The organism is Luteibacter sp. P4_D7_3, assembly GCF_056401735.1.
Genome location: NZ_JBFUIT010000111.1, coordinates 1 through 11697, shown reverse-complemented (window position 1 = coordinate 11697; position 11697 = coordinate 1). Strand labels below are relative to the sequence as shown.

At 63.4% G+C, this 11697-nt stretch carries 11 protein-coding genes; 5 read left to right on the top strand and 6 right to left on the bottom strand.

From position 1 onward, the window contains the following. Positions 1-1497, top strand: a 1497-nt coding sequence (locus tag AC1DSN_RS11705) for a DNA polymerase II (protein WP_477330792.1), incomplete at its 5' end; no start/stop codon positions are given. A 9-nt stretch (positions 1498-1506) separates the two neighbouring features. On the opposite strand, the gene AC1DSN_RS11700 is transcribed toward AC1DSN_RS11705, so the two are convergent. Genes AC1DSN_RS11700 through AC1DSN_RS11690 form a run of 3 tightly spaced genes read right to left on the bottom strand, consistent with a single transcriptional unit; the run spans position 1507 to position 4368 of the window. Continuing rightward, positions 1507-2094, bottom strand: a complete 588-nt coding sequence (locus tag AC1DSN_RS11700; RefSeq protein ID WP_477296976.1) for a uracil-DNA glycosylase family protein — start codon at positions 2092-2094, stop codon at positions 1507-1509. Further along, positions 2091-3680 carry a serine hydrolase gene (locus AC1DSN_RS11695; RefSeq protein ID WP_477330790.1) on the bottom strand — a complete coding sequence of 530 codons (1590 nt, stop codon included), beginning with the start codon at positions 3678-3680 and terminating at the stop codon, positions 2091-2093. Before AC1DSN_RS11695 ends, AC1DSN_RS11700 begins: the two co-directional genes overlap by 4 nt. A 49-nt stretch (positions 3681-3729) precedes the next feature. Further along, positions 3730-4368: a TetR/AcrR family transcriptional regulator C-terminal domain-containing protein gene (locus AC1DSN_RS11690; RefSeq protein ID WP_063571259.1), complete on the bottom strand. Its 639-nt coding sequence runs from the start codon at positions 4366-4368 to the stop codon at positions 3730-3732. Positions 4369-4449: 81 nt separating this feature from the next. Here AC1DSN_RS11690 and AC1DSN_RS11685 point away from each other — a divergent pair, with 81 nt between their 5' ends. Continuing rightward, the gene (locus AC1DSN_RS11685) at positions 4450-5424 is read left to right on the top strand and encodes a quinone oxidoreductase family protein (protein WP_477330788.1); all 975 of its coding nucleotides are present in this window, start codon (positions 4450-4452) and stop codon (positions 5422-5424) included. 59 nt (positions 5425-5483) lie between these two features. Here the strand turns inward: AC1DSN_RS11685 and AC1DSN_RS11680 are convergent, their stop codons facing one another. Together AC1DSN_RS11680 and AC1DSN_RS11675 are read right to left on the bottom strand one after the other, a co-directional pair. Continuing rightward, on the bottom strand, positions 5484-6551 hold the full coding sequence (locus AC1DSN_RS11680) for a Fic family protein (protein ID WP_477330786.1): 1068 nt from the start codon (positions 6549-6551) through the stop codon (positions 5484-5486). A gap of 201 nt (positions 6552-6752) precedes the next feature. Beyond that, complete coding sequence (locus AC1DSN_RS11675; RefSeq protein WP_477330784.1) at positions 6753-7712, bottom strand: AraC family transcriptional regulator; 960 nt, start codon at positions 7710-7712, stop codon at positions 6753-6755. 100 nt (positions 7713-7812) lie between these two features. Here AC1DSN_RS11675 and AC1DSN_RS11670 point away from each other — a divergent pair, with 100 nt between their 5' ends. The 3 genes from AC1DSN_RS11670 to AC1DSN_RS11660 all read left to right on the top strand — a co-directional run bounded on the left by AC1DSN_RS11670 (position 7813) and on the right by AC1DSN_RS11660 (position 10292). Then, a complete protein-coding gene (locus tag AC1DSN_RS11670; protein ID WP_063573280.1) occupies positions 7813-9030 on the top strand; it encodes an MFS transporter in 1218 nt (405 codons plus the stop codon). Between the two features lie 74 nt (positions 9031-9104). Further along, on the top strand, positions 9105-9899 hold the full coding sequence (locus AC1DSN_RS11665) for a hypothetical protein (RefSeq protein ID WP_477298457.1): 795 nt from the start codon (positions 9105-9107) through the stop codon (positions 9897-9899). Between the two features lie 48 nt (positions 9900-9947). Then, positions 9948-10292 carry a DUF488 domain-containing protein gene (locus AC1DSN_RS11660; protein WP_063573278.1) on the top strand — a complete coding sequence of 115 codons (345 nt, stop codon included), beginning with the start codon at positions 9948-9950 and terminating at the stop codon, positions 10290-10292. Between the two features lie 15 nt (positions 10293-10307). On the opposite strand, the gene AC1DSN_RS11655 is transcribed toward AC1DSN_RS11660, so the two are convergent. Continuing rightward, on the bottom strand, positions 10308-11697 hold a 1390-nt coding region (locus AC1DSN_RS11655), incomplete at its 5' end, for a beta galactosidase jelly roll domain-containing protein (RefSeq protein WP_477330781.1).

The following is an 11697-nucleotide window of genomic DNA, read 5'->3' as shown; positions in this document are numbered from 1 at the left end:
TCCTACAGTCTCGAGAATGTCGCTCAGAACATGCTCGGCGAGGGCAAGTCCATCGATGACCCTTACCATCGCATGGCCGAGATCGAACGACGTTTCCACGAGGACAAAGTCGCACTCGCGCGCTACAACCTCAAAGACTGCGAACTGGTCACGCGGATCTTCGCCAAGGCTAAGCTTTTCGATTTCTTGCTGGAACGCGCGCACGTGACCGGCCTTCAGGCCGATCACTTCGGTGGCTCCATTGCCGCGTTCGACCACCAGTACCTGCCGCGCATGCATCGGGAAGGGTACGTCGCGCCGAATGTCGGTGACATTGCGGAAAAAGCGTTTCCCGGCGGCTTCGTGATGAATTCCCGCCCAGGGCTGTACGACTCCGTCCTCGTGCTGGACTTCAAGAGCCTTTATCCATCGATCATCCGTAGCTTTCTGGTCGACCCCGTAGGATTGGCCGAAGGCGCCCTCGATACCTCGTCGTTGGCGGCTGTGCCCGGTGTTCATGGACGATTCTTCTCCCGCACCCGGCATTGCCTGCCTGCGATCGTCACCCAATTGTGGGAGCGTCGCGACGAGGCCAAGCGACAAGGTAACCAGGCGCAGTCGCAATCGCTGAAGCTGCTGATGAACTCGTTTGTCGGCGTGCTCGGCGCCCCGAATTGCCGCTTCTTCGATCCGGAGCTCGTCTCGGCGGTCACCTTGCGAGGTCACGACGTGATGCGTCGCACGCGCGAACTGGTCGAGGCCGAAGGCTATGAGGTCATCTACGGCGACACGGACTCGATCTTCATCTGGCTGAAGCAGCGCCGCAGCGAAGCCGAGGCGTCCACCATCGCCGACCATCTCGTGGAGCGCGTGAACCGGTGGTGGGACCAGCATCTATCCGAAAGCTTCGGCCTGGAGAGCAAGCTCGAGATCGAGTTCGACACGCACTACCAGCGATTCTTCATGCCGACCATCCGCGGTAGTGAGTTGGGCAGCAAGAAGCGCTACGCCGGGCTGGTCGTCTCGGAGAACGGCGAAGAAGAGGTCGTTTATCGCGGACTGGAAACCGTGCGCAGCGACTGGACGCCGCTGGCGCAGAAGTTCCAACAGGCGCTCTACCTGCTGATCTTCAAGGAACAGCCGTATGCCGCGTTTATTCGTGACTACACGCGAGGCCTGCTCGCTGGCGAATTCGACGACCTTCTCGTCTATCGCAAGCGCCTGCGCGGCAAACTGATCGACTACCAGAGCAATACGCCCCCGCAGGTGCGAGCGGCACGCATGGCCGACGACTACAATGCGCGCCGCCAGCGTCCGCTGCAGTACCAGAATGGTGGCTGGATCAGCTACGTGATGACGCGCAACGGGCCCGAGCCGCTCGAGTCGCGTGAGTCACGTATCGATTACGAGCATTACCTCACCAGCCAGTTACAGCCGATCGCGGACGCGATCCTCGGGCCTCTGGGCGATAGCTTCGCCAACCTCACGACGGCGCAGATCAGCCTGTTCCAGGCCTGATCCGCCGGATCAGGCCGTGTCGCCGAGTACCTCGGCCACGCGTATCTTCAGCACCGGTAACAGTTCCTGCTCGAACCACGGATTGCGCTTGAGCCATGCCTGATTGCGTGGACTCGGGTGAGGCAACGGTACGATCAACGGCCAGTCGCGCCGCCATCCGGTGACGACTTCCGTGAGCGTCTTGCCGCGGCCGGGCAGGTGGTAGGCCATCGCGTATTGCCCGAGCACCAGGGTGAGTTGCACATTCTTTAGATGAGCTAGCAAGGGCGCGCGCCACGCCGGCGCGCATTCGGGACGAGGCGGAAGGTCGCCGGACCTGCCTGTTCCGGGAAAGCAGAATCCCATGCCGAGGATCGCCAGTTTCGTCTCGTCGTAGAACGTCTCGCGCGAGATACCCAGCCACTGGCGCAACCTGTCACCGCTGACGTCGTTGAACGGCAGACCGGTTTCATGCACCTTCCGACCCGGCGCCTGACCGGCGATGAGGATGCGGGACGACGCGGACATCTGCACGACTGGCCGCGGGCCCAGCGGCAGGTGGGCGGCACACAGCGTGCACGCACGGACATCTTCGAGGAGCGAGCTCAGCGGTGTCATTGGGGACGCAGGTCGAGGTCCTGGAAATCGTAGGCTGGCGCGGTGCGGGCCGATGCCCTGTGCATCGTGGCGCGACGGATGCCGCCGTGTCCATCGGGAGCGAAGTCGATGAAAGCGTCGGCGTGTAGCGTGCGGTCGTCCCATCGGATCCGGAAGGTGTCGCCGTGCCAGGGCTCGGCCGTGCCGTCGAGGCGCGATGACTCGGCAAAGTGAACACGAAGCGTGTCGCCGTCGACGGCGACGTTCACGATCCCGTACCAGTTGTCCCGATAGCGCCTCGCATACGCTGTGAGGGGAAGGGTCGGTTGGAGCAAGGGCAGGGGGCGTGCGCTATGCATCGCATCGTCGGCAGCAAGGCGCTCGGCGCGCTTCTTTGCGGACGCCCAGTACGCCGCGATCCAGTCGGTATCGTGCCTGCCGAGATAGCCGTCCGCGACGTGGAAGGTAATCGCGTTGAACGCCTCTTCGGATTCCTGGTTGGTCAGCACGACCACGGCGAGGCCGAGGGAGGGCAACAAGGTCGTCTCGGACACGGTGCCCGGGAAGCCCCCGGTGTGCCAGACCATGTGCTGGCCGCGGAAATCCGAGACGAACCAGCCGGCGGCGTAGCCGAACGTGTTCGGCTGGGCTGCAGCCAGTGCCGGGACTGATGGCGCGTCGATCGGAATCGGCGTCACCATCTTAAACATGTCGGCCTGCGTTGCCGCGCTGAATAGCCGCGCTTGCGCGCCCTTTGGCTGCGGCAACACGCCCTGGCTCAACTGGGTTCCCGCCCAGCGCGCCATGTCGTCGATGCTCGCGTAGATGCCTGCGGCGCCGGCATTGTTCTTCCACACCAGCGTAGGCACGGCGCCGAGTCGGCCGTCCGCCTCCGGCATATAGGAGGTCGCTACGTCATCCGTTGGCTGGAGCTCCGAGCCGTCGATCAACGCATCGCTCATGCCCAGCGGCGCGAATATCTGCGCACGAACGAAGTCGGCATAGCGTTCGCCGGAGGCGTGCTCGACGATCAGCGTGGCCACGGCGAACATGATGTTCTCGTAGGCAAAGGTTTCGCGGAAGCCGGTAGCCAAAGGCAGGTTCGCGAGGTGCTCTACCACCTCGCGCGTGCTGTAGTGCGTGGACGGCAGGAAGAGGAGGTCGCCCGCATGGGGCCCGAGTCCGCTGCGGTGGGCAAGCAGGTCACGGATACGCATGTCGTGCGTGGCATAGGGCTCGGCCATGCGGAACCAGGGCAGGTGGTCGATCACCCGGTCATCCATATGCAGCTTGCCGCGCTCGGCCAGCATCTCGATGGCGGTCGCCGTGACGGATTTGGTATTCGATGCGATGCAGAACTTCGTGTGGATGTCGACCGACAGGTGCTTTTCCACGTCGCGCAGGCCGGAGCCTTGCTCGAACACGACCTTACCGTCCTTGATCACCGCCACGGCAATGCCGGGAACGTCGAAGGTGGAGCGAACGCGGTCGATGTAAGCGGGCAGGTCGGCAGGAAGGCTGCCGGGATGCTCGGTGGCCGGTGCGCGTGCTGACGCGCACATCGCGGCGCAAACGGCGAATGTCGAGAAGGCAAAACGAAAAGGCATCGTGTCGCTCCGTATCAGGTCGCCGCTGTCGACCGCGGTACGACGAAGCTTATCGCTGTAACAGCGTTGCCGCACCGCGAAGCATGAGGTCGATACTCTCATCGAACCGCTGGTCGAACCGATCGAACAGCACCTCCCCGGCTTCGCGAAGCAGCGGRAAGGCATCGGGATCCAGCTGCGTCTTCCTCACTTCGATGTCATACGCCGGCGAGCGCTCGCCCGGCTTCGGGAACACGGCCTGTTCTTCGATGACGAAGCTGACGGCAAAAGTGTAGACCGCGCTCAGCAAGGTGACGGCCTGGCGCGTCGTGAAGCCCGCCTGCGTGAGGTGACCACCGATACGCTCGGCGGTTTCCTGGAACAGCGTGTTGGTGAGGCGCGTGCCGGCAATCATACGGCCGCCGTCACGATAGGCCAGCAGCGTCTTGCGCAGGCCGTGCCCGAACGTGGCGACCCACACCCGCCAATCGTCGGAGGGCGTTTCCGGCACGAGGTGGTCGGCGCCGCCGACCAGGACGAGCGTAGCCATCTCGTCGATCAGCGCGTCCTTGCTCTTGAAGTGCCAGTAGAGGGTAGGCGCCTGGATATCCAGGGACTGGGCCAGCTTGCGCAGCGTGAGGTCTTCCAAGCCCGTGTCGTCGAGAAGGCGCAAGGCGGCCTGCACGATGATGTCGCGATTCACTTTCATGGGGGCAGGCCTCCGGGGGTTGCAAACCGAATCTAACATGATTAGAGTTGATCTAACAATGTTAGATTATTCGGAGCGCCCATGAAAGCTGCCGTTGTCTACGAAGCGGGCAAGTCGCCCGTGTTCGCCGATTTCGAAGCGCCCGCCGCCAAGGCGGGCGAAGAACTGATCACCGTGAAAGCGGCGGCGCTCACGCACTTCACCAAGGCGCGTGCGTCTGGCGCGCACTACAGCGCCAGCGCTTCGCTTCCCGCGATCGCCGGCTCGGACGGCGTCGGCGTGACGCAGGACGGTCGTCGCGTGTACTTCATTCTGCCTGGCGCGCCCTTTGGCGCCATGGCCGAGGTGACTCGTGTACGCGCTGGCCATTGCATTCCGGTGCCCGAAGGCATCGACGACATCGCTGCCGCTGCCCTGGCCAATCCCGGCATGTCTGCCTGGGCGGCTCTTGTTCACCGCGCACAGCTCAAACAAGGCGACACCGTGCTCATCAACGGCGCCACCGGCATTGCCGGACGGCTGGCCGTACAGCTGGCAAAGCATCTCGGCGCAGGGAAGGTCATTGCGACGGCACGCGACGAAGCAGCGCTGGCTTCCGTGAAAGCGCTGGGCGCCGATGTCGTGATTCCGATGCATCTGGATGGGACCGGTCCCGACGGTACTTCCCGGTTTGAAGAGGCCATCCGGGAGCAATGCAAGGAGGGTGTCGATGTGGTCGTCGATTACCTCTGGGGAAAGAGCGCCCAGACCATCATCGCCGCGGTTGCGAAGACGGTCGAAGACGCGCGGCCCGTGCGTTTCGTGCAGGTGGGCAGTTCCAGTGGCGCGGACATCACCTTGCCCAGCGCCGCACTGCGATCATCGGCCATCGTGCTGATGGGTAGCGGGATCAAGAGCGTGCCGTTGCCCGATCTGCTTGCTGCCGTGGGGCACGTCTTCGCCGCAGCGGTTCCGGCGAACYTCCGGATCGCCACGCGGGTGCTTCCGCTATCAGACGTCCAGACGGGCTGGGATCACGACGGCGGTAAGGCAAGGGTGGTCTTCGTTCCGACGTAACGGAGGCGGCGGCTTCCCCGATCGATGACATGCGGACGCCTCGATCCATTGATCGCGGGTCAATTGCGTTCGAGCCGGGTCAGCAGTTCCGACGCGTGGAAGATCCGGTTGCGCTTTCGTTCGGGATAGCGATCCTGGAGGATGCCGCGATGGACAAGCAGCTCCACCGCTTTGGACGCCGTCGGGAACGACGACCCAAGGAGTGCAGCCACCTCGGTTACGCTCGTCACGGGATGTCCAAGCAGAAAATTAGGCAGCTTGTGAACGACCGAGTCAACGCGAATGTCGGAGAGCGCGTCAAGCCATCCCTCGACAATGCGGTTCATGTCACGCGCGATAGCGAGCGACGTGTCACACGCGCCCACCACCGCGTTGGACAGGAACTCGACCCATGCGTCCCAATGTTCCTTCAGCTGCACCCCTGCGAGGCTGTTGTAGTACGCATGGCGATGCTTCAGGAGAAAGCCAGAAAGATAGAGTGGCGGGTAGTTCGCTTCAGCCAACATGAGGGGCATGAGCAGGCGACCGACGCGTCCGTTACCGTCGGCGAACGGATGGATGGTTTCGAACTGCGCATGCGTAATGGCAAGGCGAGCGACGATGCCGAGTTCATAGTGTTCGTCTTCGTTTCTCTCATACCTAAGCATTGACAGTTCCAGCTCTCGCATGCACGCCTCAATGTTCCCAGGCGGCGGCGGGACGAAGGTCGCATCCTCGATTCGTCCTGAGCCGATCCATGCTTGCGTATCCCGCCACTGGCCCAGCCGGACGTGGGGCTGCGCGTCGTCCATCAGGGTAAGGTGCAGGCGTCTGACGACATCGAGAGTCAGGCCGGCAGTCGCTGGCGGTTTTAGCGAGTCCAGTCCGTCCTTGAGCGCGACGACGTAGCGTTCCGTCACCCGGGCATCGGCAGTTGCCCCTTCGGCACCTTGGGTGGCCTCATATTCCAGGAGCTCGGATAGCTGCGTCCGCGTTCCTTCGATCTGAGAGCTCTGCACGGCTTCGCGACGTGCAAGCGAACGCGTAATCAGTTCGGTGTTGGGCAGATGAGCGACGGCGTCCTGAAGGCGTCCGAGCGCCTCGTGGGCCCGGCCGATGGCTGACGCTACGCGGGCAGAGGACGGCAATATCCGAGGCGTCGCAGGTGGAACGAGGGCATGGCAGTGCGATCGCGGCTCGTCACATTTGACGAGGCTGCGCTGTCGAGTAGGGGAAAGATCCTGTCGGCGCACAGGGTGCGACCCTTGGTAAGGTTGAATAAGCCTAGGGCTTATTAAAGGATAAGTCGATAACCCTTAATAAGGCGATGGCTTATTAAAGCCTGGCGCTCACTTGGCCGCCTGCCTCATGGCCCCCGGCGGCTCGCCGATCACCCGCTTGAACGCCCGGCTGAAGGCTGCCAGCGAGCCATACCCCAGCTGGAACGCCACACTCTCGATTGTAGACTCGTCGCGTCCTATCCACTGGGCCGCCAGCCGCATGCGAAGTTCGGTGAGGTAGCGCACCGGGGTCATGCCGGTGACGGTGAAGAAGCGCTCGGCGAATACCGAACGCGAACTGCCCATTTCATCGGCGAGCTCGGCGACGGTCCAGTTGCGGCCAGGCTCGCGATGCATGGCAACGATGGCCTTGCCCAGGCGTGGGTCACGGAGCCCTTTCAGCCAGCCGGAGGCATCGCCACAGCCCGATTCGACCCAGCCGCGCACGATAATCGCGGAGACCACGTCGGCCAGCCGGGCGAGAATGCCGGCGAAACCGGCGCGCCTATGACAGGACTCACGTTCCATGGCGTCCAGCATGGGACGTAGCTCCGGATAACGGTCGAGCAGCGTGCCGACAAGCATCACGTCGGGCATCGCTGCGACGAGTGGCTGCATGCCGCCGAGTTCGAATTCCATGCATCCGCTGAAGATCAGAGCGCCCGAGGCGCGCGCAGTCGCTTCGCACTCAGGATGAATGTCGGCGACGCTGTTGCACAGCGGCGTGGCCAGAAAGTCCGTGACATCCCGCGACGGTATGTCTGCGGACGAGAGCAGCACATGCGGACGGCCTTGCGGCAGCAGGACGGCGTCGCCGGTCTCGAGCGAGAGCACCCTGTCGTCATGGGTTCGCAGGAGCACGGGACCACGGCCGACGAAATGAAACTGGGCATGCCCCGGCTCGCCTTTGAACCCGACACCGAACGGCCGAGCAAGCTCGATGCGCCGGTAATTCACGCCGACCAGGCGCATCCCCAGCAACAGCTCGCTGGCCGCATCCGATTCGTCTGCAAAGGCGGGGAGAGTCATAGGCCCGGACGCACGATCAAGCATTAAGGACTTGGCATCATATACCGTCCGGCCTGACCCGCCTACCATGCTCCCTTTCCTTTGTTGGACGGGAAGCGACATGACAGCTAGTGCGGAAACCGGCGACACGCTGGCAGTAACGGAGCGACCCGCCTGGGGCGCGGTCTTCGCGGTGACCCTGGGCGTCTTCGCCCTCATTACCGCTGAGTTCCTTCCCGCCAGCCTTCTGACACCCATGGCGGCCAGTCTGGGCGTGACCGAAGGCATGGCAGGGCAGACGGTGACCGCGACAGCGGCGATCGCCCTGGTCACGAGCCTGGTGATCTCGGTACTGACCCGCAACACGGACAGGCGGACGGTTCTGCTTTCGTTCTCGGTGCTACTGGTTGCCTCCAACCTGCTCGTCGCCTTTGCGCCGACGCTGGCGCTGGTGCTGGTGGGGCGCGTGCTGCTGGGCATCGCCATCGGCGGTTTCTGGACGATGTCCGCGGCCGTCGCCATGCGTCTGGTGCCAGAGGCGATGGTGCCGCGGGCGCTGTCGATCATCTTCAGCGGCGTATCCGTCGCTACCGTGGCCGCCGCGCCGCTGGGTAGCTACTTCGGTCATCTCATCGGCTGGCGCAACGTGTTTCTGATCGCGACGGTCATCGGTGTACTCGCCTTTTTCTGGCAGCTTGTCGTGTTGCCGAAGATGGCGCCTACCGGTTCGGCGCGGATGGGTACGCTGGTTGAAGTCATGAAGCGTCCCGTCATGCGTGCGGGCATGATCTCGGTGCTCCTGGTGTTCACCGGGCATTTCGCGTTCTTCACGTATTTGCGGCCCTTTCTCGAAGTCGTGACGGGCGTGGGCGTGAACGGGCTGTCGGTGATCCTGCTCGGCTTCGGCGTCGCCAATTTCATCGGTACGTCGCTCGCGGGCTTCGTCCTCGAGCGCAGCCTTCGCATGACCCTCTTGCTGATGCCCCTGGCGATGGGTGCGATCGCCCTGGCGCTGGTGGCCCTGGGTCGCGCCCCGATGGCTGACGCGCTACTCGTCGCGCTGTGGGGCATGGCCTTCGGCGCCGTGCCGGTGGCGTGGACGACATGGATCACGAAGACCGTTCCCGATGAAGCCGAAAGCGGTGGCGGCCTGATCGTGGCGGCGGTGCAGTTCGCCATCACGCTGGGCGCAGCAGCGGGCGGCCTGGTGTTCGATCGGGCCGGTGCATCGGGCGTGTTCGTCGGCGCCGGTGCGGTGTTACTCGTGGCGGCGGCGATGATCTTCGTCAGTATGCGGGATCGTTCCGAGGCGCATGTGGCGGTGACGTCCGAGGCATGATGAGTGTGGGATGATCCGCCGAGGCCAGCCATGTTGGCCCCTGTTGGATCATCCCATCGTCAGAAGGCGTTGCCGTGGATCAAGACTTGAGTTCGGATGCGACCCGGCTTGGGCGCAAGAGCATCATCTTCGCCCTGGTCACGACGCTTTTCGCGCTTGTCGCTCATGCGGTGGCCTACCTCACGCATGAATACGCACACACGTTGACTGCCTGGTCGCTGGGCTGGATAGCGAAACCATTCGACGTCGACTATGGCGCCGCGACTGTCTCTAACGTCATCTTGCTTGGCGACGTTTCGGACAACGTGAGCTATGACCCGATCTTCGCGAGCGGGCACGGCCCGAGTGCAGCGGTCATTGCGCTCGCAGGCCCCTTCGTTGGGAACGGTCTGCTCTACTTCCTCATCTACGCACTCACGACGACATGCTGGATCAGGTCCAGACGGTACGTGGTGATGTTCCTCTACTGGCTGTCGCTCATGTGTGCTGCGAATGTCTGGAGCTATGTGCCCCTCCGGGCGCTGACCACGCACGCGGACATTGCACTCGCCGCGAAAGGCCTTGGCATCTCGACATGGCTGCTGTTTCCCTTCGTCATGGCGGTGTCTGCCTGGGTGACATGGCACTTCCTGACGCGGATGCTGGCGCATGTCTACGAGACGATCACCGCCGGGTCGCTGCCCAATGGCATCCTCTTCATCGCCTTTACCGCCTTCTGGTACTTCTCCTTCTTCAGCGGTGATGCGATCAATGGTTCCTACGGCCTGATTTCTCAGATCCTGTCGATGACGTCCCGCTACCTGCTGTTTCCGCTCTGCGCAGCGTGGCTTGGCAGCCGTTATATGAGCCGGGTTACTTCCCCGCGTTAATCAACGTCGCCAGCGCCATAATGGGTTCACTCCCATGGAGTCGATGCCATGCCCAACTTATCCGTCAAGCGCGTGTACGAAGAGCCATCGCCTCGTGATGGCATGCGCGTGCTGGTCGACCGGCTCTGGCCCCGTGGCCTGACCAAGGAGAAGGCGGCTGTCGACCTCTGGCTCAAGGAGATCGCGCCGACGCCGACGTTGCGAACCTGGTTCGATCATCGCGAAGACCGTTTCGACGCCTTTGCCGAAAAGTACCGGCACGAGCTCGAGCACAATCCGGCGGTGGCGGAACTGCGCGCGCTGGTGAAGAAGCGCAAGGTGACGCTGGTCTACGGGGCACACGATCCCGCGATCAACCATGCCGTCGTCCTCGAGGCATGGCTGGGAGCCTGATCCCGCGCGATCGGGTCAGTTCGTCGCGCCGGGCTTGAGCGAGGCCTTCTGTGCCTTCGTCACTTGCTGATAGTCCGGCGCCGCGACCGGCTTCGGGTCCAGTGCACTTCGGTAGTTGCCCTGCATCACCAGCGATACCTCGCCCAATCCACCGTCCTGTGCCGTACTCCACGAAGCGATGGCGACGGTGTTGTCTCCGTTCGTGTTCAGCAGCCCTGCCGGCAACTCGAAGTCGGTCTGCGGACCGACGTCGCTGATGTAACGTCCCATCTGCCAGCCGTTGATGAAGATGATCGCGCGATAGTGATGCGGCGCGATGTCGTGGATGCGCAAGGCGATGGGCACGTCCTGGCCCGCGGGAATATCCAGGTGGAAGCGAGTTCGATACCAGTCGACGCCGGGCTTATCCGTTTCGCGGGGCAGGGTGGTCGTCGCCCAGCGTTCGTCCGCGAAGCCGGGTAGCTGCCAGCCCATCCGTTCGCCATAGAGGCCGCTGGCGTTGAACGGCCCGCGGACCGGATCCGGCAGGTTTTCACCGCCGACGTTGCCCTGGATCTTCCAGCGGATCCCGGTCGGTGCACCCGCGAACGTGGCAGCGATGAGGCCTCGCGGTTCGCGGAAGCTGCCACTGTGTTCTTCCTGGAGGTGTCCTGTGTTGTCGACCAGCACGGAGACGATATTGTCGCCACCTGCCTTGAGCCAGCTGGGGTCGATGGGGAATTGCTGCGCGCCGCTCGGGTTGTTACCAAGGAAGTGGCCATTGAGCCAGGCGGTGAAGATGCCATGGTTGCCCAGGTGCACACCGGTGTTGGCAGCGAGGAGAATGGCGGTTTCCTTGCCGGTGGCGGTGAAATGGCCGCGATACCACACGTTGCCGTGATGGAAGTCGTAGTCGTCGCTGTCCAGGATCGGCAGCTCGTGATTCCAGTAGGGATTGGGCGTGGTGGTGCGGTCGGTGGCCGTCCAGCCGCTATCGTCGAAGGTCGGTGCGATTTCCGGCGCGGCCTCGCTGATACGCCAGGCTGTGAGGCTCGGCAGCGACACAGGTTGCGGACCGTCGATATGGCCTTGCAGGCTTGAGGAGGCCGTGACCTTCGCTGTCACGGGCGCGCCATTCYACGTAAAACCATGGATACCCGGGCCAGCGAACACCTCGATGTCACCGGCCTTGTCGGTGTCGCCGGTAAGAGCCAACTGCTCGCCCTCGCCAGTGGCAGTCCGCGCGAGGTAAGGGCCGCGCACGAGGACAGATCCCGTTGACGTATCCAGCTGCCAGAAGTGCTTCGCCGTCTCGTTGTCGCCGATCAACAGCAGCAGGGATGTCTCGCCCTGGCCGATGGTGACTCGCGCCAGTCCGTCATGGCGATAGTTGAGGCGGAGCATATGCGTGGCCGCGTCCCAGTGC